Below are 25,173 nucleotides of genomic sequence, written 5' to 3' on the forward strand. Positions count from 1 at the left end.
GGTGGACGTGACGGTGGCGCAGCTCGAAGCCTTGCTCGCGGTGGGGGAGCACGGCAGTTTCACGCGCGCCGGGCAGGCGCTCGGGCGGACGCAGTCGGCGGTCAGCCGGGCGGTCGCCGCGCTGGAAAGCGCGCTCGGCGGGCCGGTTGTGCATCGCGACGAGGTCGGTTTCACCGAACTGGGCCGCACGGTGGCGACGCACGCTTCGGCGGTGCTGGACGGATTGCGGACGATCAACGGTCTCGCCGCGGAAGTTCGCACGCCGACGTTGCGGGTTGGCGCGGTGGCGAGTGCGCTGGTGAGCTTCGTGCCGACGGCAGTGCAGCGGCTGCAACGGGATTGGCCGCGGAGCCAGGTGCTCACGTTGCAGGGCGAGGACGACGAACTCCTGGCCTGGCTCGCCGACGGCACCATCGATCTCGCCGTCACCACTCAGCCGGGCCCGGATTCGCAGCGGGTGCTCGATGACGAATTCCTTGCCGTAGTGCCGAAGGACCATCCGGCCAGCCGTCAGGATCGAGTGCGGCTCGCGGAGTTGATCCGGCTCGGGGTCGCTGATCCGGGCGGAACGTGCGGGCCCGCGTTAGCGGAAGGATTCGCCGCGAACGGGGTCGAATGGCGGCCGGATCATGTGGTTCGTGACGTGCGGACGGTGGTCGCGATGGCCGCCGCCGGAATCACCGCTGGGGTCGCGCCAGCGATGGCCTTGCCGGATCCGCTCCCGGTCGCCGTCACCGTCCGACCGTTGGCACCGCGGCTGTCGCGGCGCGTCTACCTGCACTATCGCCTCGCCGACGCCGAGGTCGTCCACTTTGTGGAACACCTGACCACCTGGTGATATTCATCGCCTGCCGTCCGGCCGATCGCGAAGTTACCGTGTCCGCATGGACGACTGGACTCCGCGGACCCGCGCGATCGCGGCGGGCCGGCCGCACGGCCCCGGCGAGCCGCTGACGACGCCGATCGTTGCCACGAGCACCTTCGAGGCCGGCGGCGACGCGGTGTACGCGCGCTCCGACGGCACGGCTACCTGGGCTGCCTTCGAAGAGGTCGTCGGTTCGCTTGAGGGCGGCACTGCGGTCGCTTTCGCGTCCGGCGTCGCCACGTTGTCCGCAGTGCTGGATTCGTTGCCGGTCGGGTCGACGGTTGCGGTTCCGTCCTTCAGTTACGCCGTCACGCGCGGAGCGTTGAAGCACGCACAGCAGATCGGTCGGCTCACCGTCACGGAATTGGAGCCGACAGACACACAGGCGTGGCTCGATTGCGACGCCGATCTGTTGTGGCTTGAATCGCCGACTAACCCGACGCTCGACGTGATGGACATCGAGACCATCGCGCGCGGTACGAAGGGACGCGTAGTCGTCGACAACACCTTCGCGACTTCGCTGCATCAGCAACCACTGTCGCTCGGCGCGGACATTGTTGTGCACAGCGCGACGAAGCTCATTGGCGGACACAGCGATCTTCTGCTCGGCGTCGCGGTCGCAGCCGATCAGGACATTGTGGACGAACTTCGCGCCGCGCGGACTCGGGTCGGCGCGACGCCGGGCGCACTCGAAACGTGGCTCGCGTTGCGCGGCTTGCGGACGCTTCCGGTGCGGCTCGCCGAGCAAACGCGGACGGCGGAGTTGCTGGTGTCCCGATTGGCGGAACACCCGGCGGTAACCAAGGTGCGCTATCCCGGTTTCGGAATGATGGTGGCGTTCGAGGTCGCCGATGCCGACGCGGCGGACAAGGTGTGCGCGAGCGTCCGGCTGATCCGGCCCGCGACGAGTCTCGGCGGCGTAGAAAGCCTGATGGAACGGCGTGCGTGGCTGCCCGGCGAGGAACGCGTGCCGCCGGGGCTCATCCGGTTTTCCGTCGGATTGGAAGACCCGGAAGACCTGTGGCGGGATTTGCTGACCGCGCTCGGCTGATTTCCGCCATTCTTTAACCAGGGCTGTGCGGGTTGCCTGGCGAGTGTTACGGTACGAGCACAACGCGCCGGTAATACGGCAGCCGGGCGAAATCATCGCCACCGGGAAGACGTTCGTTACGGCTTTCTCTCGTGTCATTAATCACCAGCTAAAGGGTTACCCCTATGGGCTGAATCTTCGGCAGGATCAGCGGGCGCGGTGGGGGTCATCGCGCTTTTCCTCAGAGGGGTAATCATCTTGAAGAAGACCCTGGGCAGACTCGCGGGCGCTGTGCTCGCGGGCGCCCTGATCAGCCTTGCCGTCGTGCCCGCCGCGAACGCGGAGGAGGCGCCGGCGACGTCCGCCTCGGCTCCGGCCACCTCGGGCGAGACGGCTCCCACCTCGGACGCCCCGGCCACCGAGACCGGCAAGCCGACGGAGACGGGCAAGCCGACTGAGACCGGCAAGCCGACGGAAACCGGGAAGCCGACCGAGACCGGGAAGCCGACCGAGACGGGCAAGCCGACTGAGACCGGCAAGCCGACCGACACCACCAAGCCGACCACGCCGACGTCGGAGACCTCCACGCCGGAGGAGCCCCCGTACGTTGACGACACCGGCTACGGCGTCGACCTCGACGACAACCTCGGCGTTGTCGTGATCGCGTGCGCCGCCGGCGAGCCGACCGGCCTGCACTCCAACGACTTCGACCTGCTCGAGGGCCCGCACCAGGACGAGGCCGACGGCCGCTACTGGGAGTGGCTGGTCAAGCGCCACGACGGCGTCACCTTCGAGAGCGGCAACGTGCGCGCGGTCTGGACCTGCGGCGGCAAGCCGACCGACGGCGGCAAGCTTCCCCCGGCCGGCGGCGCGGGCGCGGGTTCGGCCGGCACCACCGGCGGCCACGGCGGCTCGCAGGTGAAGTACACGCCGAAGCGCGGCATCGAGACCGGCTTCGGGGGCATGGCCGCCTGATGACCAGGAAGTACGGGCAGGGCGTCGCTCTCGCGGGCGCTCTGCTCCTTTCCCTCTCGCTGAGCGCGTGCGGCGGGTCGGACGCTCCGGCGCCGGCCGCGCAGGCGCAGGCTCCGGCCAGTGCGGCGGTCCCGGTGACCAAGCCGTTCACCGGGCTGCGGCCGACGTCGGTCGAGATCCCGAAGATCGGCGCGAAGTCGACGCTGATCACGGTGATGCCCAACAAGGACGGGCAGATCTCGGTGCCGTCGGTGAAGAACCCGATGCAGGCCGCGTGGTACCGGCTTTCGCCGGTGCCGGGCGACGTGGGCCCGGCGATCGTGCTCGGGCACGTCGACGGCAACCACAAGCCGGGGATCTTCTACAAGCTCAAGGACGTGAACCCGGGCGACGAGGTCGACGTCGAACGCAGCGACGGCAAGAAGCTGAAGTTCGTGGTGGACCGCAAGGAACAGGTCCCCAAGGACACTTTCCCGACGCAGGCCGTCTTCGGCAACACGGACAAGCCGCAGCTGCGCATCATCACCTGCGGCGGCGTGTTCGACCACGCCGAGCACAGCTACAAGGACAACATCGTGGTGTACGCGAACCTGGTCGCCTGACTCAGGTCAGCCGCTGCCCCAATGTGGCATTGGGTGCATGTGACGCACCGAACGCCACATTGGGTGCGCAGGACGCACCCAATGCCACATTGGGGCGTTCGGGACTCAGGTCAGCAGCGGGGTGAGCAGCGTGCGCTGGTCCTTCGGCACGTATTCCGCGTAGTTGTCATACAGCGCTTGACGCGCCAGCCGCGCCGCCGACTCTCCGTCGGCGGCGCGGATCGCGTTCAGCACCTCTTCGTGGTGCCGCAGCCAGGAACGCATCAGCGTGCCGCGGTCGTTGGCGTGGCTGAGTTTGTCCTCGATCAATTCCAGTACCACGCCGCGGACCACTTCTCCGCTCACCACCAGCAGCGGATTCCGCGAAACCCGGGCAATGACGTCGTGGAATGCGACGTCCGCGCGGCTGAATTCGGCGTATCCGTCCGCGGCCGCCATTCCTTCCAGTGCCGTGTCGAGCGAGGTCAAATCCTCCGCGGTACGCAGTTCCGCGGCCAGTAAGTGCGATGAACCGTCGAGCACCATTCGGAATTGCAGCAGTTCCGCGAGCCCGACGTGTTCCGCTCTCGCCAGCCGGTGCATCGATCGGTGCAGGGCACCCGGCGACGCGGCCAGCACCTCGGGCCCGCGCGGATCGCCCGGCCGCGACCGGATCAGTTCGGCGGCCTGCAGCACCCGCAGCGCCTCGCGCACGGTCGACCGGCCGACGCCGAACTGCGTCATCAGCTCCCGTTCCCCCGGCAGCCGTTCGCCGGGCTTGAGGCGGCCGCTGACCACGGCTTCCTCGATCTGCTCGACGATCCGCTCGTAGGCGCGGACCGGAGCCACCGGTTCGAACTTCATCTTGACCTCGGTGTCTGCGGGATGCGAACCTGCCTTAGGTTACTGGTCAGACCAGTGTACTGAGCAGGAGGCGGAATGAAAGCCCGGAGCACTGCCGCGGCGCTGGCGCTGCTGCTCGTGACATCCGGCTGCTCGGCGGGCTCCAGCGCGAGTGTTTCCCCAGGTCCGGACACGCTTTCCGTGGGATACACGGCGGAGCCGGCGAACTTCGACTTCACCCGTTCCGACGGGGTGGCCATCCCGCAGGCGCTGCTCTACAACGTCTACGAGGGCCTGGTGAAGCTCGATCCGCAGGGCCGGATCGTGCCGCTGCTCGCGAAGTCCTGGACGATCAGCCCGGACCGCACGACGTACGACTTCCAGCTCCAGCAGGGCGTCAAGTTCAGCAACGGCGCTCCGTTCACCGCGTCGGACGTGCAGTTTTCGCTGATGCGGGTGAAGACCGACTGGACGATCTCGCTCAAGTCGGCGATGGACGTCGTGGACCACGTCGAGGTCGTCGCGCCGGACCACGCTCGCGTGGTGCTGTCGAAACCCAGCAACGGCTGGCTGTTCAGCCTCACCAGCAGGCTCGGCGCGATGTTCAGCCCCACCGGTGTCGCGGACCTGGCGAACCATCCGGTCGGCACCGGACCGTACGAGGTGGCTTCGCGCCGTCGCGGCGATTCCATTGTGCTGCGCCAGAATCCGCAGTACTGGGGACGGAAACCGGCGTATCGCACGGTAGTGCTCAAGTACTTCGCCGACCCGACCGCACTCAACAACGCCTTGCTGTCCAACGGAATCGACGTGATCTCCAACCTCACGTCGGCCGATTCGATCCCGCAGTTCCAGGGCGACGACCGGTTCACCGTGCAGCAGGGCACCACGAACAGCGAGGTCACACTGGCGTTCAACGGCAGGCGCGCGCCGCTGAACGACGTGCGGGTCCGCCGCGCGCTCACCTACGCGATCGACCGGAAAGCCGTGCTGGACCTGGTGTTCAACGGTCGCGGCACGCTCATCGGCAGCATGGTTCCGCCCACCGACCCGTGGTACGAGGATCTGTCGAAGGCCTCTCCGTACGACCCGGCGAAGGCGAAACAACTGCTCGCCGAGGCTGGCGTACACGACCTTAAGCTGCGGCTGCGCATCCCGAACCTGCCGTACGCGGTGTCGTCGGCGCAGGTGGTGCAATCGCAGCTGGCGGACGTCGGCGTCACCGCGACGATCGAGCCGCTCGACTTTCCGGCGGTGTGGCTCAAACAGGTCTTCACCGATCACGACTACGACCTCTCGATCATCCAGCACGTTGAGGCACGCGACATCGCCACGTTCGGGAAACCCAAGTACTACTGGGGTTACGACAACAAACGCGTGCAGCAGCTGCTCGCCGCGGCCGATCGTGGCACCCCGCAGGAGCAGGTGGCGGACATGAAGGAGGTCGCGCGCCAGCTGAACACCGACGCGGCCGCGGACTGGCTGTTCCTGTTCCCGAACGTCGTGGTCGCCAAGAAGAAGGTGACCGGGCTGGCGCGGAACCAGGTCAGCGAGTCGTTCGACCTGACCGCGGTGAGGCCGGCATGACCGGGCGCGTGGTGCGGCGGGTGGCCGTGTTCGCGGTGAGCCTGTTCGTGGCGTCCATTGTGGTGTTCCTGTTCATGGCGGTGCTGCCGGGCGATCCCGCGCAGGTCGCGCTCGGCGTGAACGCGACGCCGGAGCTGCTCGCGAAAACCCGCGCCGAATTCGGGATCGACCGGCCGCTGGTCGAGCAGTACCTGAGCTGGATCGGCGGCGTGGCCCGCGGCGACTTCGGCCGGTCGTACGTCACGCGCGAGGCGATCAGCCCGCAGCTGCTGGACCGGCTCGGGGTCACGTTGTGGCTGGTCGGCGCGGGGATGATCGTCGCGCTGGTGATCGCGTTGCCGGCCGGCGCGTTCGCCGCGGTGCGGCACCGGAAGGCCAGCGGCGTCGCGGTTTCCGGGCTGTCGCAGGTCGGCGTGGCGATCCCGGCGTTCCTCGCGGGCATCATCCTGGTGCAGATTTTCGCCGTCCAGCTGCATTGGCTGCCGAGCGGCGGATGGACACCGCCGGACCAGGACGCGGGCGAGTTCCTGCGCGGGCTGATCCTCCCGGCGTTGTCGCTCGGGCTGGTGCAGGGCGCGGTGCTCACCCGGTACGTCCGCTCGGCGGTGCTCGACACGCTCGGCCAGGACTACCTCCGCACCGCCCGGTCCAAGGGCTTGTTGCCTGGCCAGGCGCTGTTCCGGCACGGGCTGCGCAACGCGTCCGTCCCGGTGGTCACCGTGCTCGGGCTGCAGCTGACGACGCTGCTGATCGGCGCGGTCGTGGTGGAGCGGGTGTTCGTGCTGCCCGGGCTCGGCAGCATGCTGCTGGACGCGGTCGCGCAGCGCGATCTGCTGACCGTGCAAGGGATCGTGCTGGTGCTGGTGGCGGGGGTGCTGCTGGTGAACTTCGTGGTCGACCTGCTGTACACGGTGCTCGACCCGAGACTGCGGGGGTCCTGATGCGCCGCAACGGAAATCTCCTGCTCGGCGGGGTGCTGGTCGCACTCGTCGTGCTGGCCGCACTGGTGTCGTTCGTCTGGACGCCGTACGACCCGGTGCAGGTCAACGCGGCGGACCGGCTGCTCGGCTTCTCCGCGCGACATGTGTTCGGCACGGACAAATTCGGCCGGGACGTGTTCAGCCAGATCCTCGTCGGCGCGCGGACCACGCTGTACGTCGGCGTCGTCGCGGTCGGGATCGCGGCGGTGCTCGGCACGCCGCTGGGCGTGCTGGCGGCGATGGCCCCGCGCTGGCTCGGCGAGTTCGTGATGCGGGTGAACGACCTGGTACTCGCGTTTCCCGCGCTGCTGCTGGCGATCATGTTCGGCGCGGTGTTCGGCGCGGACACGCTCACCGCGATGGCCGCCATCGGCATCGCGACCATCCCGTCGTTCGCCCGGATCGCGCGGTCCGGGTCGCTGCAGGTGATGAGCAGCGAATACGTGCTGGCCGCCCGGGCCGGCGGACGGTCGCGGCCGCGGATCGCCTGGACGCACGTGCTGCCGAACATCGGCGGGCTGCTGATCGTGCAGGCCTCGGTGTCGTTCGCGATCGCGGTGCTCGCCGAGGCGGCGCTGTCGTTCCTCGGCTTCGGCACCCGGCCGCCGACGCCGTCGTGGGGCCGGATGCTGCAGGAATCGCAGGAACTGCTCACCTCGGAGCCGCGGCTCGCGCTCGTGCCCGGCGTCGCGATCGCGCTGGCGGTGCTCGGCTTCAACCTTCTCGGCGACGGTCTGCGCGACCGTCTCGACCCCCGATTGGCGGCGCGGGTATGACGCTGACGGTGGAGAACCTGCAGGTCGCGGACCTGGTCCGGGGGATTTCGTTCGAGCTGGGCGCGGGCGAGCGGGTCGGGTTGATCGGCGAATCCGGGTCGGGGAAGTCGCTCACCGCGCTGTCCGTGCTGGGACTGCTGCCGGAAGGGCTGTCGGCTACCGGCTCGGTGCGGCTGGACGGGCGCGAGCTGCTTGGCGCGTCCGAGAAGGAGCTGTCCCGGTTGCGCGGCAACGGGATGGCGATGGTGTTCCAGGAGCCGATGACCGCGCTGAACCCGGCGATGCGGATCGGACGGCAGGTCACGGAGCCGTTCCGGGTGCACGGCCGTCGCGGTCGGCCGGCGGAGGAACTGCTGGCCGCGGTCGGGTTGCCGGGGGTCGCGCGGGCGTATCCGCATCAGCTGTCCGGCGGGCAGCGGCAGCGCGTGGTGCTGGCGATCGCGCTGGCCAACGACCCGGCGCTGCTGATTTGCGACGAGCCGACCACCGCGCTGGACGTCACGGTGCAGGCGCAGATTCTCGGCCTGATTCGCGAGCGATTGTCGGGGATGAGTTCGCTGCTGTTCATCACGCACGACCTGGCGGTGGTGGCGCAGATGTGCGACCGGGTGCTGGTGATGCTGGACGGGTCCATTGTGGAGCATGGCTCGACCCGGGAGGTGTTGACCGCGCCGCAGCATGCTTATACGCAACGGTTGCTGGCCGCGTCCGATCTGGAGGGCGCGCGATGATCTCCGTACGGGAGCTGGAACGGCGGTACGCGCGGCGGGACGTGCATGCGTTGCGCGGCGTGAGTTTCGAGGTTTCCGCTGGTGAGCGGTTCGGGATCGTCGGCGAGTCCGGGTCCGGGAAGTCCACCCTGGTCCGCCTGCTCGCCGCGCTGGACCGGCCGACCGCGGGCACGGTGTCGTTCCAGGGGAAGCGGATCGATTCGCTGCCGGAACGGAAGCTGCGGTTCTTGCGCCGGGAAATGCAGATCGTTTTCCAGGACCCGATGGGCTCGCTGGACCCGCGGATGCGCGTGCGGGACATCGTGTCCGAACCGCTCGGCCGCCGGTCGCCGGAGCGCGTGGCCGAGCTGCTGACCGCGGTCGGACTGCCCGAGGACGCGGCGCTGCGGTACCCGCACCAGTTCTCCGGCGGACAGCGGCAGCGGATCTCGATCGCCCGCGCGCTCGCGCCGAACCCGAGCGTGCTGATCGCGGACGAACCGGTGAGCGCGCTGGACGTTTCGGTGCGCGCGCAGATCCTGGACCTGCTGGCCCGGCTGGTCGAGGAGTTTTCGCTGACGCTGATTTTCGTGTCGCACGACCTCGGTGTGGTGCGGCACGTGTGCGACCGCGTCGCGGTGATGCGGCGCGGGGAGATCGTGGAGATCGGTGCGGTCGACCAGGTGTACGCCGCTCCGGAGCACGAGTACACGCGGGAACTGCTGGCCGCCGCGCCGAATCTGCGGACCGAGCTGGCTCGGTTGAAGGGAGAAACGGATGCCTGACTATCCGGACGGCCTGCCGATCGGTCCCGGCTGGATGTCCACAGTGGACTCGGCGGACGTCGTGTTTCCCTACGATGGAAGCGTGATCGGCCGCGCGCCGGTTGGTACTGCTGCGCTGGCTTCGCGGGCTATCGACGAAGCGGTGGCCGTGGCTCGCGAAGTCGCTTCGCTGCCTTCGCGGACTCGTCGGGCGCTGTTGAACGACGTGGCTTCGGCGATCCGTGAACGTCGGGCTGAGTTTGAGCAGCTCCTCGTGCTGGAGACCGGAAAGCCGCTGGTTGACTGCCAGGTGGAGGTCGCGCGCACCATCGTCACCTGGGAAGCCGCGGCCGAGGAGGTGTCGCGGCTGCACGGCGAAACCGTGCCGCTCGACCTGCTGCCGTCGGGGGACGGGCTGGTCGGGTTCTGGAAGCGCAAGCCGATCGGCGTGGTGGTCGGCATCGCCGGGTTCAACTACCCGCTGCTGCTGGCTTCGCACAAGATCGCCCCCGCGATCGCCGCTGGCTGCCCGGTGGTGGTGAAGCCCGCGCCGCAAACACCGTTGGCGACGTTGTGGCTGGTGCATTTGGTCCGCTCGCACACTGACCTGCCCGCGATGGTCCAGCTGGTCACCGGCGACGCCGCGGTCGGATCGGCGCTGGTCACGGATCGACGGATCGGCGCGGTGTCGTTTACCGGCTCGGCCGCCGTCGGCCACCAGATCGCCCGCGACGCCGCGCCGACGAAGACTCTGCTGGAACTGGGCTCCAACGCGGCATTGGTGGTTGCCGAAGATGCGGACCTCGACGCAGCTGCGGACGCTGTGCTGCGTGGCGGGTTCTACGCGTCCGGCCAGGCCTGCATTTCGGTACAACGCGTGCTGGCGGTGTCGTCCGTGGCCGCCGAGTTCACCGGCAAGGTGCTCGCGCGGCTCGGCGAAGTGACCATCGGTGACCCACGTTCCCCGGACACCCGCGTGTCGGCGCTGATCGATGAACGCTCGACCGCCCGGGTCGCCGAGTGGGTCGACAAAGCGATCGCCGCCGGTGCGAAGTTGCTGGCAGGCGGCTCGGTGCGGGACGGCGTGCTGGAGCCGACGGTGCTCGCGGACGTCCCGGACGGTGTCGAATGCTGGGACGAGGAGATCTTCGGCCCGGTCGTCTGCCTGCGCACAGTGTCCGATGTGGACGAAGCGTTCGCGGCGGTCAACGCGTCGCGGTACGGGCTGCACGCGAGCGTGTACAGCTCCTCGCTGAAGACCGCGTTCCGCGCGCTGGACGAGCTGGCGGTCGGCGGGGTAGTGGTGAACGAGGTGCCCGGTTTCCGCTCCGACACGATGCCGTACGGCGGCGTCAAGGACTCCGGGATCGGCCGTGAGGGGCCACGCTTCGCTGTGGAAGAGCTGACCGTGACCAGGATGGCGGTGCTGCGCCCGTGAACTACACCGGACTGTTTCGAATGGACGGTCGCCGGGCCGTCGTGCTCGGCGCGGGCAGCGGGATCGGCCGCGAAGCCGCCCGCGCCCTGGCCGCGCACGGCGCGTCGGTGATCTGCGCAGACCGGGACGTCGCTGCCGCCCGGGAGACCGGCGTCGGCGAGGCGTACGAGATCGACCTGCTCGCGCCCGGTGCCGTCGCCGCGGCCGCCGCTGAGCTTGGCGAGCTGGACGCAGTTGTCCTGACAGCGGGCACTAACGTCCGGAAACGCCTGCTGGACTACACCCGCGAAGAGTTCGACCGCGTGGTGGAGCTGAACCTAGGTGTCGCCTTCGAGGTGCTACGCGCGTTCGGCGCACCGATGGTCGCGCAGGGCCGGGGAAGCATCATCGGCTTCTCCTCGATCCGCGGCACCACCGTCGAGCCTGGTCAAGGCCCGTACGCGGCAACGAAGGGCGGCCTTGTACAGCTCTTCCGTACTGCTGCCGCTGAGTTCGGACCGTCCGGCGTACGCGTCAACGCCATCGCCCCTGGCGTCGTAGAGACCCCCTTGACCGCACAGATCAAAGCGCGTCCCGACTGGTACGACGCCTATGCCCAGAAGGGCGCGCTCGGCCGCTGGGCGCGCGCCGACGAACTGGCCGGCGCCGTCGTGTACCTCGCTTCGGACGCTTCAACCTTCGTCACCGGCTCCGTCCTGGCTGTCGACGGCGGCTGGACCGCAGTCGACGGCCGCTTTGACCCACCCGCTTCGTGAATCGGAGGTTCCGCGATGACCGAATTGGCCGACCTGACCGCTAACGAGCTGGTAGCCGGATACCGCGCACAGACGTTCTCGCCAGTCGAAGTCACCGAAGCCGTCCTGGCGCGCATCGATGCCCGCGAACCCGACCTGCACGCCCTATACGCGTACGACGCCTCTTCAGCCCGCGAAGCAGCGAAGGCCTCCGAAGCACGCTGGCACGCCGGCGAACCCTCCGGCCCCATCGACGGCGTCCCCTTGACGCTGAAGGAAAACATCGCGTCCGTCGGCGTCCCCACGCCCTTAGGCACCGCCGCCACCGCCCTAAGCCCTGCAGCCACCGACGCTCCCGCCGCAGCCCGCGTACGCGAGTCAGGTGCGGTACTGCTGGCGAAGACGACCATGCCCGACTACGGCATGCTCACCTCGGGCCTTTCCAGCTTCCACACCGCTTCGCGCAACCCGTGGGACGTCACGCGCACTCCCGGTGGCTCCAGCGCCGGTGCCGCCTCCGCCGCCGCGGCGGGCTACGGCCCCCTGCACGTAGGCACCGACATCGGCGGCTCGATCCGTCTCCCCGCCGGTTGGTGCGGCCTCGTCGGCCTGAAACCCAGCTTTGGTCGCGTACCGGTCGATCCGCCCTTCCTCGGCCGGGTCGTCGGCCCCCTGACCAGGACTGTCGCCGACACCGCCCTGCTGATGAGCGTCCTGGCCCAACCCGATCCGCGTGATCACCTGAGCCTGCCGCCCGCTTCCATCGACTGGCTCTCCCTGACCAGTTCCCTCGCTGGCCTACGCGTCGGCCTGCAGCTGGACCCCGGCGTCGGCCTCCCCGTCGCCCCCTCCATCACCGACGCGGTCACCGCAGCTGCCACCCTGTTCGCGTCCGAAGGCGCGGCAGTGGAACCCGTCGATCCCTTCCTGACCCGCGAACACCTCAACGGCCTGGACACCTTCTGGCGAGTCCGCGCCTGGTCGGATATGGCTGGTTTGCCCGACGACCGACGCGCCCAAGTCCTGCCGTACATCGCGGATTGGGCCGCCGGCGGCGCGGATGCGTCCGGTGTGGACACTTACCGCGGTTTCGCCGCCATCGACGCGATCAGCGTGGCCGCCTTGCGCGCGACCGAACCGTACGACGTCGTCCTGTCGCCCACCTGCCCCGTCGGTCCGCCGCCCGCCGACTGGCCGTCCCCGACGAACGACCCGACCCGGCCGTTCGAGCACATCGCGTTTACCGTGCCGTACAACATGTCCGGCCAGCCGTCGGTGTCCCTGAACTGCGGTTACACCCCGGAGGGCCTGCCGATCGGGCTGCAGATCACCGGGCGGCGGTTCGCGGATCTGGAGGTCCTGCGGGTCGCGGCGGCCTTCGAGAAGCTGCGCGGCGAACAGCGTCCTTGGCCAGTCAGCTAGCCGGTTTCTCCGCGTTGACCGGGTGTTGTTCGAGACAGCCGAGCCAGCGGTCCAGATGTGAGCATTGTGCGCGAAGCGCCTCGATGCCGAGTTCGTCGATGGCGAGCGGCCCATCGGTCGTCTTCGAGTACCGCTCGAAGTATTTTTCGAGCCGTCGCGAAGGGCGAGTCTCGGGACTGTCATTGACTAACTCGACGTCACCTGCGGTTTTTACGTCGTTTCGCAGCCGTCCGGCCAAGCTGTCGGATCCCAGGAGTTCGCCGAGTTGGTCGGCTGCTGCGAAGACCCAGGTTTCGGTTTCGTGCAGGATCAGATTCGGTATGAACCGTGGGTCGCCGATTGCGGTTGCGAGCGCCTCTTCAACGTGCTCGACCTGGTGCCAGGCGGATCCTCGCGGCCGGGAATCCATACCAGGGGCGTCCGACGGGAACCCGTAGTAGTCGAAGAGCGTGGTCAGCACGTGCAGCGAAGAGTCATTGAGGTGCTTGCTGATCTTGTCGGCAAGCTTCGCCCAGCTGCTGACCCCGCCGCGGTACGCCGCGCCGTTCGCCATTCGCTTCGTGATCACGACAGACTTGGCGACCGTCCACCCGAGGCTTTCCAAATACGGCTGGAGCACCATCGTGACTACGTTCTCCTCGGTCTGCCCTTCCAACAGCAGGTGCATTCGCCGGTACTCGCCGGTCATTCCGCTGACGGCTCCTCTCGGGACGGCCTGCCTCCGAGCAGGTTCATCTCCCACAGCTCACCGAGCGAGTAGTCGGCGAGCCACTCCCGCAACGCATTCTCGTCCGGACGAGAGAACGAGGTGGCACCTGCGTCGCGCTCCACCACGATCAGATCAGTCACCGCGAACTGGTTCATCAGCGTGACCGACTGCGTCGCGATCAGTACCTGACTGCCTTTCGCCGCCTGCCGCAGCAAGTCTGCCAGCTGCACGATCGCGAACGGGTGCAGGCCCAGCTCCGGTTCGTCGAGCACCACCAGCGCGGGCAGTTCCGGTTGCAGCAACAGAGTTGCGAGGCAGACGAACCGCAGCGTGCCGTCCGACATCTGGTTCGCTGAGAACACTGCCTCCGAATCCGTTTGCCGCCAGCGCAGCCGGATCCGGTCGTTCTCCGGGCGGAGCACGAACTCCCGGAAGAACGGGGCGACGAGCTTGATCGCTCCGGTGATGCGGCGGAAGGCAGCGCGCTCGGTCTTGTTCTCGCTCTCCTGGAGGCGGAAGAGATAGGCGGCGAGGTTCCCGGCGTCGCGCGCCAGGGCGATATTGTCCGCAGTGGGCGAGAAGCGTTTCACGGGCGCGTTAGCGCTCGTGTCGTGGAAGTGAAAGACCTTGCAGCCTTTCAGCAGGTCGATCACGTGCGAGGCGACCCGACCGGGACGCTCTTCGGCTTTCTTGACCAGCCGGGTTTCACGATGACCGCTGCCCAGGACCTCGTCGTAGCGGCGATCGTACTCTGGGCGGTGGAAGTAGATGACCTCTCGGTAGAAGATCAGCTCGTCATCTGCCGATCCGACCAGTTGCGCTTCATAGGAGTTCGGGTCGGCGTCCAGCTCAAGGTGGATGAGATTGGCGTCGTCGCTCTTGTTCATCAGAGCCGACGCGCCGCCGTTCAACCCTACGAACAGCCCCAGCTCCCGATCCACGATCCGGCCCAGCAGCCCGAGCGCCTGGATGAAGTTGCTTTTTCCCGCACCGTTGGCGCCGACGAGGACGTTGATGTTCCCGAGGTCGACGGTCGCCGACCGGATCGAGGTGAAGCCCTCGATCGTGACCCGTTGAAGCTTTTGGCCGACCATGCCCTCACCTTACGGCTGAGCACTGACATTCGCGGGCAAGGCGCTACCCGATCGCCTCCGCCAACGCCAGCACCCGCCGGGCGTTCTCCACATGCAGGTTCTCGATCATCCGCCCATCCACGGTCACCACACCGCGCCCGGCAGCCGAAGCCTCCTCGAACGCCGCGATAATCCGCTGCGACCGGTCGATCTCCTCCTCCGACGGCGCGAAAACCCGGTTGCACGGCTCCACCTGCGAAGGATGGATCAACGTCTTCCCGTCAAACCCGTACTGCCGCCCCTGCAAGCATTCCGCCTCGAACCCGGCCGCGTCCTTGACGTCGTTGTAGACCCCGTCCAGGATCACCTTCCCGGTCGCCCGGGCGGCCAGCAGACACAGCGAAAGCCCGCCCAGCAACGGCCCCCGACCAGGCACGAATTCCGCGTGCAGCTCCTTCGCCAGGTCGTTCGTGCCCATCACCAGCACGGTCAACCGTTCCGACGCTCCCGCGATCTCCGCGGCGTGCAGCATCGCGACCGGCGTCTCCACCATCGCCCAGATCTTCGTGTGGTCCGGCGCTCCGCCGAGTTCCAGCGCGCGCTCGATGTTGTGCACCTCGGCCGCCGAGTTCACCTTCGGCACCACCACTGCGGCGGGGCCGGCGGCAGCGGCGGCGCGCAGGTCCGCGTCGTGCCATTCGGTGTCCAGGCCGTTGACCCGGATCGTCACCTCACGCGAGCCGTAAGAGGAAACCGCAGCGCACACCCGTTCCCGCGCGGCTTCCTTCGCGTCCGGAGCGACGGCGTCTTCCAGATCCAGGATCAACGCGTCCGCCGGCAGCGTTTTCGCCTTCTCCAGCGCGCGTTCGTTCGCGCCCGGCATGTACAGCACGGACCGCCGCGGTCGCAGTTCGGTCATGACTGGATCTCCTTCGTCGCGGCGTCGTACGCGGCGGCCAGTTCGGGGTCGGTCGCGGCCAGTTCGTCAGCCAGTTCCACGACCACCCGGCACTGTTTGACCGAGGCGTCGTCCTGCATTTTCCCGTCGATCATCACCGCGCCGGTGCCGTCGCCCATCTCGGCGATCACCCGCCGGGCCCACGCCACATCGGCCGGAGCCGGCGAGAAGACCTTCTTCGCGATGTCGATCTGTACCGGGTGCAGGCTCCACGCTCCGACGCAGCCGAGCAGGAAGGCGTTGCGGAACTGGTCCTCGCACGCCACCACGTCGCGGATGTCGCCGAACGGTCCGTAGTACGGAAGGATTCCGTTCATCGCACACGCGTCGACCATCCGCGCGACCGTGTAGTGCCACAGGTCCTGCTGATACGTCGTGCGGCCCTCGGTGAGGTCCTCGCCGACCGGGTCAGTGCGCACCAGATATCCCGGGTGCCCGCCGCCGACGCGGGTCGTCTTCATCCGGCGGCTCGCCGCCAGGTCGGCCGGGCCCAGCGAGATGCCCTGCATGCGCGGGGACGCGCCGGCGATCTCCTCGACGTTCGCGACGCCGCTCGCCGTCTCCAGGATCGCGTGCACCAGCAGCGGTTTCGTCAGCCCGGCGCGCGCTTCCAGCTGCGCCAGCAACCGGTCGACGTAATGGATGTCCTGCGCGCCTTCGACCTTCGGGACCATGATCACGTCGAGCTTGTCGCCGATCTCGGTGACCAGGGTGATCAGGTCGTCCAGCACCCACGGCGAGTCGAGGCTGTTCACCCGCGTCCACAGCTGCGTGCGGCCGAAGTCCGTCGCCTTCGCGATCGACACCAGCCCGGCGCGCGCGGCAACCTTCCGGTCGGCGCGGACCGCGTCCTCCAGGTTGCCCAGCAGCACGTCGGTCTTCTTCGCGATGTCCGGGACCTTCGCGGCCATCTTTTCGTTGCCCGGATCGAAAAAGTGGATCATGCGCGACGGCCGCACCGGGATCTGCCGCGGCGGCTGCGGCGCTCCGACGGCGAGCGGGGCGAAGAAGTCCTTCGGCGAGCGCATCCTGGTCCTCCCGGCGGGTACTTGACCGACGGGTAACCCTAAACCGGGGCCGTGCCCGCTCGCTGCGGCGAAGCTCACCCGCCATCCGGGTGAGGCCGGTGACCTGCGGAAGTCCACTGTGGAACCCGATCGATTAGGCCGATCGGAGTAAGGCACTGCGCTGCCTGCCCCGCCCCCGTGCGGGTGGCGGGACACCCAGGGGACGCGCTCCGTACGCGCCACTCACCCCCGTCTCACTCGGTTGGCCGCACGGTCGGGCTGAAGTCGAACGACCGCCTACCGACCGGTCACCGACCGCTGAGCGCCGCCGATCGCACGCGGCGAGGCAACCCGGAGACCTCGCGTCTTTGCCCTGGTACTCAGTTCATGTACCGGTTTTCGCCGGTATTCGGGAACAGGTGCTTGAAGGAGGCGGACTCGTGGCGGCTACCCCACAGAACACCGAGCGCTCGACGGTCGCCGGCGGTGCGAAGCGCAGCCGGACGACAGCGAGCCGGGTGCTGCCGCCGATCGAGCTGCCCGCGAGCGTCGACGAGCTGGCGCGCAAGGCCGCGGCCCTGCTGGGCTGGAACGGCGTAGTGCTGCCCGCGACGACCCTGCTCGGCCGCAAGGTCAGCATCGTCGCGAAGCTCAAGACCGACGTGCACGCGGAGCGGATCGCGATGGGTGTCGGTCCCGTCGCCGATCGCGCCCTCGTCGACACCTGGACCTGGCCAGAGCTGGCCGCGACCGCACCCGCGCCGGCCGCCGAGATCATCGGCGTCCTCGCGGTCGCCCGGCACTGGCGGACCGCGATGGCCTCCGCGGTGCCCTTTTCGCGCTACGGCGAGGCCGCGATGGTGCTCCCATCGCCTGCCGTGCTGACCGATGACTACGTGTCGAACTGCCTGCCGCGCGCCCGTGCGTACGGCCTCGCGGTCGTCACCGCCGACCCGTACGCCACCACCGACCTCGACCTCGACACCCACCACGACCGGGTGCTGCTGCGGGAGGACCCGGTTTCGCGCTGGGTCAACGAGATGGCCTACGACCTGCTGCTGCGCGAGGACGCCGACGCCCCGGTCCCCGCCGAGGCGGACTGAGGCTCCGGCGTCGGTTTCCGCGCGGCGATAGAGTCGGGCGCATGCGAGTCGTCATTGCTGGCGGACACGGCCAGATCGCCCTGCACCTGGAAAAGCTGCTCGCGCAGCGGCACGACGCGCCGGTCGGCATCGTGCGCAACCCGGACCACGAACCGGACCTCACCGCCGTTGGCGCTGAGACCGTCGTGCTCGACCTCGAAAAGTCCGATGTGGACGCGGTCGCCAAGGCACTCGAAGGCGCGGACGCCGCGGTGTTCTCCGCGGGCGCGGGCCCCGGCAGCGGCGAGGGCCGCAAGGACACCGTCGACCGGGGCGCGGCCGTGCTGTTCGCCGACGCCGCGCAGCGGGCGGGCGTCCGGCGGTTCATCCAGGTCGGTTCGATCAACGCGGACAAGGCGGACGACCCCGGCCACGACCCGGTTTTCGCCGCCTACCTGCGGGCCAAGCTCGCCGCCGAGAACGACCTCAAGGCCCGCGACCTCGACTGGACGATCCTGCGCCCCGGCCGCCTCACCAACGCGTCCGGCACCGGCCGGGTGAAGATCGCCGAGAAGACCGGTACCGCGGAGATCCCGCGCGAGGACGTCGCCGCGGTGCTGCTGGCGCTGCTCGACACTCCGGCGACGGCCGGGCGCACGCTGGAGCTGGTCTCCGGCGAGGACTCCATCGCCGACGCGCTGTCCCGGATCTGATGCGCGACATCGCGGTTTTCAGCGGCAGCGCGCATCCCGAGCTGGCCGAAGAAATCTGCGCCAACCTCGGCGTCCCGCTGCTGCCGGTGGAGATCGACCGGTTCGCCAACGACTGCCTGCAGGTCCAGTTGCAGGCCAACTGCCGCGAGCGGGACGTTTTCCTGATCCAGCCGCTGGTCAAGCCGGTGCAGGAAAACCTGGTCGAGCTGCTGCTGATGCTCGACGCGGCTCGCGGTGCCTCGGCCGGGCGCATCACCGTCGTGATGCCGCACTACTCCTACGCGCGCTCGGATAAAAAGGACGCGCCGCGGATCTCCATCGGCGGCAGGCTGGTCGCGGACCTGATGGTCACCGCGGGCGCGAACCGGGTGCTCACCATGACGCTGCATTCGCCGCAGGTGCACGGGTTCTTCAGCGTGCCGGTCGACCATCTGCACGCGCTGCGCGAACTGGCCCAGTACTTCCGGCAGTACGACCTGTCGGAAACCACGGTCGTATCGCCGGATCTGGGCAACGCCAAGGAGGCCGCGCACTTCGCCCGGCTGCTCGGCGCGAAGGTCGCCGCCGGGGCCAAGCAGCGCTTCGCCGACGATCGGGTCGAGATCACGTCGGTCATCGGCGAGATCGCCGGCCGCGACATCATCGTGCTGGACGACGAGATCGCGCGCGGCAGCACGGTGCTCGAACTGCTCGGGCGGCTGCGCGAGATGGGTGCGCGGTCGATCCGGGTCGCGTGCACGCACGGGCTGTTCGCCGACGGCGCGCTCAAGCGGATCGGCGGCCAGGAGGACGTGCTGGAGATCGTGTGCACGAACACCGTGCCGGTGCCGGCCGAGGAACGCACGGAGAAGCTGCGGATTCTGTCCATCGCCCCGGCACTGGCCGAGGCGATGCGGCGAATCCACAATGGAGAGTCGGTCAGTTCGCTGTTCGAGCCGAACTGATCACGCGGGGCCGAGGACCCGGTCGAGATAGGTGTTGGCGAACGTCCCGGCCGGGTCGCACTCCTTGCGCACCCGCAGGAAGTCGTCGAAGTGCGGGTAGCGGGTGCGCAGCACGGACGCGTCGAGGTCGTGCATTTTGCCCCAGTGCGGCCGTCCGCCGACCTGGCCCGCGAGGGCTTCGAACGCGGCGAAGTACTCGCGGTAGGGCATGCCGAGGAACTGGTGGATCGCGATGTAGGCGGAGTCGCGGCCGTTGGCGGTGGACAGCCAGATGTCGTCGGCCGCGGCGACCCGCACCTCGACCGGGAACGCCACCGGATCTTTCAGCCGCGGCACCAGTCCGCGCAGTTCGGCGAGCACGTCGAGCACTGATTCGCGCGGCACCGCGTATTCCGACTCGACGAACCGGACGCCGCGGTGGGTCACGAAAACGCGGTGCGACAGGTCGCTGTACTCGCGCGGCGAGGACACCTGCGAGGCGAACGAGCCGAGCGGACGCACCAGTTTCGGCACCGCGCGGCCGAGCCGGCAGAGCCCGCCGAACGCGACGTTCTCGGTGAGGTCGTAGTCGACGAACCGGCGCAGGCGCGACAACGGTTTCCGCTCGGCGTGCAGTGGGAGGCGGTTGTTGCGCTTCACCAAGGCCTTGCTGCCGTAGGGAAACCAGTAGAACTCGAAGTGGTCGTTGTTCGCCGCGCTGTCGTCGAAGCCGTCGAGGACCTGCTCCAGCGGCTCCGGCCGTTCCTGCGCGGAGAGCGCGAAGGACGGTTCGCACTGCAGCGTCACGGTGGTGATCACGCCCAGTGCGCCCAGGCCGACCCGGGCGGCGTCAAACAGTTCCGGGCGTTCGTCGGCCGAGCAGCCGACCACCGAACCGTCCGCCAGCACCAGTTCCAGCGCGACGATCTGCGTCGAGATCCCGCCGAAGCGCGCACCGGTGCCGTGCGTGCCGGTGGAGATCGCGCCGGCGATGGTCTGCGCGTCGATGTCGCCAAGGTTCGTCATGGCGAGCCCGAGCGCGTCGAGCGCAGCGTTGAGGGCGCGCAGCGTGGTGCCGGAACGGACGGTGACCTGCTGCGTTTTGAGGTCAGCGCGCTCGATGCCGGTCCACCCGGTGAGGTCGAGCGCGTCGGAATCGGCGGCGGCGATCGCGGTGAACGAGTGCCCGCTGCCGAGTGCGCGGACGCGGTGTCCCGCCGCGGAAACCCCGGCCACGACCTCGGCGATCTCGGCCGCGCTGCGCGGCCGGTGCACCCGTTGCGGGGTGGCCTTGGCCGTTCCGGCCCAGTTGCTCCACGTCATTGCGGCACCTGTTCTTCGCTGGAAGGTTCCCACGATAGATGCCGAAACCGTAAGTGAATAGTATTCGCGTTTCAAGCGTCGTTGTCGTACCGTTGAGCGCGTGACCACCTCAGCGCACGGGTACGACCTCGCGACGAAGGACCTGGATCCGCCGCTCGCGATCGTCGACCTGGACGCCTTCGACGCCAACGCCGACGACCTGCTGCGCCGCGCCGCGGGCAAGCCGATCCGGGTGGTCAGCAAGTCTGTGCGCTGCCGTGCGCTGCTGGAGCGAGCGCTCGCGCGAGACGGCTTCGAAGGCCTGATGTGCTACTCGCTCGCCGAGGCCGTTTGGCACGCTGAGCTGGGCACCTCCGACGACATCGTGGTCGCGTACCCGACCGCCGACCACGAGGCGCTCCGCCGCCTGGCCGCCAGCGAGCGCGCCCGCGCGGCGGTCACGATCATGGTCGATTCGACCGAGCACCTCGACCTCGTCGACGCCGCGCTCGGCCACGGCCACCCGGACATCCGCGTGTGCCTGGAACTCGACGCGTCGTGGCGTCCGCTGCCCGGCGTCCACGTCGGCACGCGGCGCTCTCCGGTGTTCAAGCCGGGCCAAGCGGCCGCGGTCGCCCGCCAGATCGTGGCGCGGCCGGGCTTCCGGCTGGTCGGGATGATGGCGTACGAGGGCCAGATCGCCGGTCTCGGCGACGCCGCCGGTCGCGGGGTGCAAAACCGGGTGATCGGCTGGATGCAACGCCGTTCCGCCGCCGAACTGGCGCGCCGCCGGAGCGCCGCGGTGCGTGCCGTGCGCGAGGTCGCCGACCTGGAGTTCGTCAACGGCGGTGGCACCGGAAGCATCGAAACGACCGGCGCGGAGAACGTGGTCACCGAGATCGCCGCCGGATCCGGCTTCCTCGCACCGACCCTGTTCGACGGCTACTCGCACTTCCAGCCGCGCCCGGCCGCCCTGTTCGCACTGCCGGTGGTGCGCCGCCCGGCGAAGAACGTCGCGACGCTGTTCTCCGGCGGATACATCGCCTCCGGCCCCACTGGCCCCTCTCGCGTGCCGTCGCCGTACCTGCCGGAAGGCTTGCGCCTGCTCGGTTTTGAAGGTGCCGGCGAAGTGCAGACGCCGGTCACCGGCGAGGCCGCGCGCACCCTGCGGCTCGGCGATCGCGTCTGGCTGCGGCACGCGAAAGCAGGCGAGCTGGCCGAACGGTTCCTGCAGTACCACCTCGTCCGCGGCAGCCAGGTCGAGCGAACGGTCCCGACGTACCGCGGCGAGGGGCAAAGCTTCGGCTGACCGGTCAGTCGCCGAATTTGCTTGCCAGATAACCCTTCACGACGTGCTTCGCCTCGGCGACGATCCGCTCGTCGCCGTTCGGGTCGCGGCGGAAGGCGAGCTTCAGCAGCGCGTCCGCCGTCTCGTTGGCGATCGCGATGGCGAAACGGAGTTCGTCGGCGGGCCGGTCGACGTGCCCGCGCAGGATTTCGACGAGCGAATCGGCGATGACCGAGTTGTTGTCGCGGTCGTCGGCCAGCAGCCGCACGTCGATGACGTCTCCGAAGTGGACCTTCGAGAACCCCGGGACCTCGCGGTGCATCCGCAGGTAGATGTCCAGCACCGAGTCGACGATGTTCCACCAGTGCTCGGGGCTCAGCTCCTGCAGCCGCTCGTTCACCGCGGCCACGAACCGTTCCAGGTTCCGCTGCGTCAGCGCCTGCACGACCGCGCGTTTGTCCGGGAAGAACTGGTACAGCGACCCGACCGCCACGCCCGCGCGTTTGGCGATGAGCGTGGTGGTGAGCGCGTCGTACCCCAGCTCGTCGATCAGCACGGCGCTCGCGTCCAGCATCTGTTCCACGCGCCGGGCGCTGCGTTGCTGAACCGGCTTTCGCCGGAGCGGAGTGGGCTCAGCCTGGGTCTCGGCCACGTCGTTCCTCGGAGTCTCTCGCGAATCACTCATCTGATCTGGGACTTTAGCGTCCCGAGGGGCTTCCCCCGAGAAGAGTGACGACCTAACATATGAGAACTTTTCACGTTCACCCGCGAGGGTGGCCGAAAGTTTGGGGTGCTCAGCGTGGACCATCCGACCTTCCCGCCCGGCTTCCTGTGGGGTGTCTCGACCTCGGCGTTCCAGATCGAGGGGGCGACGGCCGAAGGCGGCCGCGGACCGTCCATCTGGGACACCTTCACCGCCGCCGAAGGCAAGATCGCCCGGGGCGAGGACGCCAAGGTAGCGGCCGACCACTACCACCGCTACTCCGCCGACGTCGCACTGATGGCGGAACTCGGCGTCGGCGCCTACCGGATGTCGATCGCCTGGCCGCGGATCCAGCCCGACGGCACCGGTAAGCCCAATGCGGAGGGGCTCGCCTTCTACGACAAGCTGATCGACGAGGTCTGCGCGGCCGGCATCGCCCCGGCCATCACGCTCTACCACTGGGACACGCCGCAGGCGATCGAGGACGCCGGCGGCTGGCTCTCGCGCGACACCGCCTTCCGCTTCGCCGATTACGCCACGATCGTGGGGGAGCATTTCGCCGATCGGGCGAAACTCTGGATCCCGCTCAACGAGCCGATGGTCATGTCGATCTACGGCTACGCCATCGGCGAGTACGCGCCCGGCCAGTTCCTGCTGCTCGACGCCCTCCCCACCGCGCATCACCAGAACCTCGCGCACGGACTGGCCGTGCAGGCACTGCGCGCGGCGGGCGCGACCGGCATCGGCACCGCGAACAACCACTCGCCGATCTGGCCCGACCACGACACCCCGGCCGACCGCGACGCCGCCGAATGGCTCGACGCGCTGATCAACCGCACCTTCGCCGACCCGATGCTGCTCGGCAGCTACCCCGAACAGGTCCACCCGCACCTGCCGGAGAACTTCGCCGACGACCTGGCCACGATCGCGCAGCCGCTCGACTTCTACGGCGTCAACTACTACGAACCCCAAGGCGTCACCGCACCCGGCGAGGGCAACCCGCTGCCGTTCGAACTGCGCCCGATCGAGGGTTATCCCATGACCACCAACGATTCGCCGATCGTCCCGCAGGCGCTGCGCGAACTGCTGGTGTCCTTCCGCGAGCGCTACCGCGAACACCTGCCGCCCATCCAGATCACCGAAAACGGCTGCAGCTTCGCCGACCAACCCGCCGCCGACGGCACCGTCCCCGACCCCGAACGCATCGAATTCCTCGCCAGCCACCTGCAGGCCGTGCGCGAAGCCATGGACGCCGGCGTCGACGTCCGCGGATACTTCGTCTGGTCCCTGCTGGACAACTTCGAATGGTCCAAGGGATACGCACCCCGCTTCGGACTCGTCCACGTGGACTACGAGACCCAGCGCCGCACCCCCAAGGATTCCTTCGCCTGGTACCGGAAGCTGGTCCGCCATGAGTGACACCGCCGCCGCTGTCCCGGACGTCTTCGCCGAACCGGTCAAACGCGTCCGCGCCGGGTGGATGACGCTGCTGACCCTCGCGAACATCGCGCTGTGGCTGGGAATTTACGCACCGATCCAGGTTTTGCTGCCGCAGCAGGCCGAACTGCTCAACGCCGCGAACAAGGAGACCGTGTTCGGCGTCGTGACCGGCATCGGCGCGGCGGTCGCGCTGGTCGCGAACCCGGCGATCGGCCTGCTCTCCGACCGCACCTGCTCGCGCTTCGGCCGGCGGCATCCGTGGACCATCGCGGGCGGCGTAATCGGTGCGGCCGGGCTGCTGGTGCTGGCCGAAGCCCCGAACGTCGCCGTCATGACGATCGGCTGGTGTCTCGTGCAGGCCGGGCTCAACGGCATGCTCGCGACGCTGATGTCCGGCATCGCCGACCGGGTTCCGGTCGGGCAGCGCGCGCAGGTCGGCGGCCTGGTCGGCATCGCGCAGATGCTCGGCACCGTGCTGGGCGCGGTGGTGGTCGTGGTGATGCTCGACCTCGCCGGGCTCCCGCTCGGCTACGCGGCCTGCGCGGCGATCGTGCTCGCCGGTGCCGCGGCGTTCGTGCTGCGCACCCCGGACGCCCGGCTTCCGGTGGAATTCCGCCCCAGCGGCCGGATCCGCGAAATCCTCGCCGACCTGTGGGTCTCGCCGCGCCGGCACCCGGACTTCGCGTGGGCCTGGGGCTGTCACTTCATGATCAACCTCGGCAACGCGTTCGGGACGCTCTACCTGCTGTTCTTCCTCAAGGACGCGGTGCACTACCCGGATCCGGACAACGGGCTGCTGATCATGATGGGCCTGTACGGCGTGGCGCTGGTGATCGGCGCGGTGCTGGCCGGGCACTTCTCGGACAAGTCCGGTAAGCGCAAGCCTTACGTCCTCGGCTCGGCGGCGATCATGGCGCTGGCCGCGTTGCTGCTGGTGATCTGGCAGAGCTGGCCGGTGGCCTTGGTGGCGTCGCCGTTGCTGGGGGTCGGCTTCGGGACGTACATGGCGGTCGCGCTGGCGATGCTGACCCAGGTGCTGCCCGCGGCGCAGAACCGGGCCAAGGACCTTGGCGTGGTCAACATCGCGAACTCGCTGCCGCAGGTGGTCGCGCCGCTGCTCACGACGTTGATCCTGCACTGGCTGGGCGGCTATCCGGGGCTGTTCGCGGCGTCCGCGGTGGCGACGCTGGTGGCCGGGGTTTTGGTGACCAGAGTGCGGTCGGTGGGTTAGCGCTTGCGTTTGAGCGCGCTCACAGGCTTAGCGTCTTCG

General features: G+C 68.8%; 25 protein-coding genes. 18 read left to right on the forward strand and 7 right to left on the reverse strand.

Features of this window, described 5'->3' with window-relative positions:
* The first annotated feature begins 1 nt into the window (after window position 1).
* From ACFSVL_RS29335 to ACFSVL_RS29350, 4 genes are all read left to right on the forward strand, one after another.
* Entirely contained in the window at window positions 2-838 is an 837-nt protein-coding gene (locus ACFSVL_RS29335; protein ID WP_378308786.1) for a LysR family transcriptional regulator, read from the forward strand.
* Window positions 839-884: 46 nt separating this feature from the next.
* Window positions 885-1,916 (forward strand): trans-sulfuration enzyme family protein, encoded by a 1,032-nt coding sequence (locus ACFSVL_RS29340; protein WP_378308787.1) that lies wholly within the window; start codon window positions 885-887, stop codon window positions 1,914-1,916.
* Window positions 1,917-2,153: 237 nt separating this feature from the next.
* A complete protein-coding gene (locus ACFSVL_RS29345; protein ID WP_378308788.1) occupies window positions 2,154-2,870 on the forward strand; it encodes a hypothetical protein in 717 nt (238 codons plus the stop codon).
* Window positions 2,870-3,472, forward strand: coding sequence for a class F sortase (locus ACFSVL_RS29350; RefSeq protein ID WP_378308789.1), 603 nt, complete (start codon window positions 2,870-2,872; stop codon window positions 3,470-3,472). Before ACFSVL_RS29345 ends, ACFSVL_RS29350 begins: the two co-directional genes overlap by 1 nt.
* 105 nt (window positions 3,473-3,577) lie before the next feature.
* Here ACFSVL_RS29350 and ACFSVL_RS29355 read toward each other — a convergent pair whose 3' ends face one another.
* On the reverse strand, window positions 3,578-4,315 hold the full coding sequence (locus ACFSVL_RS29355) for a FadR/GntR family transcriptional regulator (RefSeq protein ID WP_378308790.1): 738 nt from the start codon (window positions 4,313-4,315) through the stop codon (window positions 3,578-3,580).
* 75 nt (window positions 4,316-4,390) lie between these two features.
* On the opposite strand from ACFSVL_RS29355, the gene ACFSVL_RS29360 reads away from it, so the two are divergent.
* Genes ACFSVL_RS29360 through ACFSVL_RS29395 form a run of 8 tightly spaced genes read left to right on the forward strand, consistent with a single transcriptional unit; the run spans window position 4,391 to window position 12,705 of the window.
* Window positions 4,391-5,881, forward strand: a complete 1,491-nt coding sequence (locus ACFSVL_RS29360) for an ABC transporter substrate-binding protein (RefSeq protein WP_378308791.1) — start codon at window positions 4,391-4,393, stop codon at window positions 5,879-5,881.
* Window positions 5,878-6,822 (forward strand): ABC transporter permease, encoded by a 945-nt coding sequence (locus tag ACFSVL_RS29365; RefSeq protein ID WP_378308792.1) that lies wholly within the window; start codon window positions 5,878-5,880, stop codon window positions 6,820-6,822. The genes ACFSVL_RS29360 and ACFSVL_RS29365 overlap by 4 nt, the downstream gene beginning before the upstream one ends.
* Complete coding sequence (locus ACFSVL_RS29370) at window positions 6,822-7,637, forward strand: ABC transporter permease (RefSeq protein WP_378308793.1); 816 nt, start codon at window positions 6,822-6,824, stop codon at window positions 7,635-7,637. The genes ACFSVL_RS29365 and ACFSVL_RS29370 overlap by 1 nt, the downstream gene beginning before the upstream one ends.
* Window positions 7,634-8,368 carry an ATP-binding cassette domain-containing protein gene (locus ACFSVL_RS29375; protein WP_378308794.1) on the forward strand — a complete coding sequence of 245 codons (735 nt, stop codon included), beginning with the start codon at window positions 7,634-7,636 and terminating at the stop codon, window positions 8,366-8,368. The genes ACFSVL_RS29370 and ACFSVL_RS29375 overlap by 4 nt, the downstream gene beginning before the upstream one ends.
* Window positions 8,365-9,132: an ATP-binding cassette domain-containing protein gene (locus ACFSVL_RS29380; protein ID WP_378308795.1), complete on the forward strand. Its 768-nt coding sequence runs from the start codon at window positions 8,365-8,367 to the stop codon at window positions 9,130-9,132. The genes ACFSVL_RS29375 and ACFSVL_RS29380 overlap by 4 nt, the downstream gene beginning before the upstream one ends.
* Window positions 9,125-10,549, forward strand: coding sequence for an aldehyde dehydrogenase family protein (locus tag ACFSVL_RS29385; RefSeq protein ID WP_378308796.1), 1,425 nt, complete (start codon window positions 9,125-9,127; stop codon window positions 10,547-10,549). Before ACFSVL_RS29380 ends, ACFSVL_RS29385 begins: the two co-directional genes overlap by 8 nt.
* Window positions 10,546-11,304 (forward strand): SDR family NAD(P)-dependent oxidoreductase, encoded by a 759-nt coding sequence (locus tag ACFSVL_RS29390; protein WP_378308797.1) that lies wholly within the window; start codon window positions 10,546-10,548, stop codon window positions 11,302-11,304. The genes ACFSVL_RS29385 and ACFSVL_RS29390 overlap by 4 nt, the downstream gene beginning before the upstream one ends.
* 15 nt (window positions 11,305-11,319) lie before the next feature.
* Window positions 11,320-12,705 carry an amidase gene (locus ACFSVL_RS29395; RefSeq protein ID WP_378308798.1) on the forward strand — a complete coding sequence of 462 codons (1,386 nt, stop codon included), beginning with the start codon at window positions 11,320-11,322 and terminating at the stop codon, window positions 12,703-12,705.
* On the opposite strand, the gene ACFSVL_RS29400 is transcribed toward ACFSVL_RS29395, so the two are convergent.
* Genes ACFSVL_RS29400 through ACFSVL_RS29415 form a run of 4 tightly spaced genes read right to left on the reverse strand, consistent with a single transcriptional unit; the run spans window position 12,698 to window position 16,473 of the window.
* Window positions 12,698-13,393 (reverse strand): DUF4276 family protein, encoded by a 696-nt coding sequence (locus ACFSVL_RS29400; protein WP_378308799.1) that lies wholly within the window; start codon window positions 13,391-13,393, stop codon window positions 12,698-12,700. The genes ACFSVL_RS29395 and ACFSVL_RS29400 overlap by 8 nt on opposite strands.
* Window positions 13,390-14,508: an AAA family ATPase gene (locus tag ACFSVL_RS29405; RefSeq protein WP_378308800.1), complete on the reverse strand. Its 1,119-nt coding sequence runs from the start codon at window positions 14,506-14,508 to the stop codon at window positions 13,390-13,392. The genes ACFSVL_RS29400 and ACFSVL_RS29405 overlap by 4 nt, the downstream gene beginning before the upstream one ends.
* 43 nt (window positions 14,509-14,551) lie before the next feature.
* A complete protein-coding gene (locus tag ACFSVL_RS29410; RefSeq protein ID WP_378308801.1) occupies window positions 14,552-15,406 on the reverse strand; it encodes an HpcH/HpaI aldolase/citrate lyase family protein in 855 nt (284 codons plus the stop codon).
* Window positions 15,403-16,473: an HpcH/HpaI aldolase/citrate lyase family protein gene (locus ACFSVL_RS29415; RefSeq protein ID WP_378308802.1), complete on the reverse strand. Its 1,071-nt coding sequence runs from the start codon at window positions 16,471-16,473 to the stop codon at window positions 15,403-15,405. Before ACFSVL_RS29415 ends, ACFSVL_RS29410 begins: the two co-directional genes overlap by 4 nt.
* A 419-nt stretch (window positions 16,474-16,892) precedes the next feature.
* Between ACFSVL_RS29415 and ACFSVL_RS29420 the strand changes: the two genes are divergently transcribed.
* From ACFSVL_RS29420 to ACFSVL_RS29430, 3 genes are read left to right on the forward strand one after another with little or no spacing between them, the layout of a single operon-like run.
* On the forward strand, window positions 16,893-17,555 hold the full coding sequence (locus ACFSVL_RS29420; RefSeq protein WP_378308803.1) for a hypothetical protein: 663 nt from the start codon (window positions 16,893-16,895) through the stop codon (window positions 17,553-17,555).
* Window positions 17,556-17,596: 41 nt separating this feature from the next.
* A complete protein-coding gene (locus ACFSVL_RS29425; RefSeq protein WP_378308804.1) occupies window positions 17,597-18,247 on the forward strand; it encodes an SDR family oxidoreductase in 651 nt (216 codons plus the stop codon).
* Window positions 18,247-19,191: a ribose-phosphate diphosphokinase gene (locus ACFSVL_RS29430; protein WP_378308805.1), complete on the forward strand. Its 945-nt coding sequence runs from the start codon at window positions 18,247-18,249 to the stop codon at window positions 19,189-19,191. Before ACFSVL_RS29425 ends, ACFSVL_RS29430 begins: the two co-directional genes overlap by 1 nt.
* On the opposite strand, the gene ACFSVL_RS29435 is transcribed toward ACFSVL_RS29430, so the two are convergent.
* On the reverse strand, window positions 19,192-20,493 hold the full coding sequence (locus ACFSVL_RS29435) for a D-arabinono-1,4-lactone oxidase (RefSeq protein WP_378308806.1): 1,302 nt from the start codon (window positions 20,491-20,493) through the stop codon (window positions 19,192-19,194).
* A 100-nt stretch (window positions 20,494-20,593) separates the two neighbouring features.
* Here ACFSVL_RS29435 and ACFSVL_RS29440 point away from each other — a divergent pair, with 100 nt between their 5' ends.
* Window positions 20,594-21,781, forward strand: coding sequence for an amino acid deaminase/aldolase (locus ACFSVL_RS29440; RefSeq protein WP_378308807.1), 1,188 nt, complete (start codon window positions 20,594-20,596; stop codon window positions 21,779-21,781).
* A gap of 4 nt (window positions 21,782-21,785) precedes the next feature.
* On the opposite strand, the gene ACFSVL_RS29445 is transcribed toward ACFSVL_RS29440, so the two are convergent.
* On the reverse strand, window positions 21,786-22,445 hold the full coding sequence (locus ACFSVL_RS29445) for a TetR/AcrR family transcriptional regulator (RefSeq protein ID WP_378308808.1): 660 nt from the start codon (window positions 22,443-22,445) through the stop codon (window positions 21,786-21,788).
* Window positions 22,446-22,559: 114 nt separating this feature from the next.
* Here ACFSVL_RS29445 and ACFSVL_RS29450 point away from each other — a divergent pair, with 114 nt between their 5' ends.
* Entirely contained in the window at window positions 22,560-23,882 is a 1,323-nt protein-coding gene (locus tag ACFSVL_RS29450; RefSeq protein WP_378308809.1) for a GH1 family beta-glucosidase, read from the forward strand.
* Window positions 23,875-25,134, forward strand: coding sequence for an MFS transporter (locus ACFSVL_RS29455; RefSeq protein WP_378308810.1), 1,260 nt, complete (start codon window positions 23,875-23,877; stop codon window positions 25,132-25,134). Before ACFSVL_RS29450 ends, ACFSVL_RS29455 begins: the two co-directional genes overlap by 8 nt.
* Window positions 25,135-25,173 lie beyond the last annotated feature (39 nt).

The sequence above is a fragment of the Amycolatopsis silviterrae genome, from assembly GCF_042684085.1.
Lineage (GTDB): Bacteria > Actinomycetota > Actinomycetes > Mycobacteriales > Pseudonocardiaceae > Amycolatopsis > Amycolatopsis silviterrae.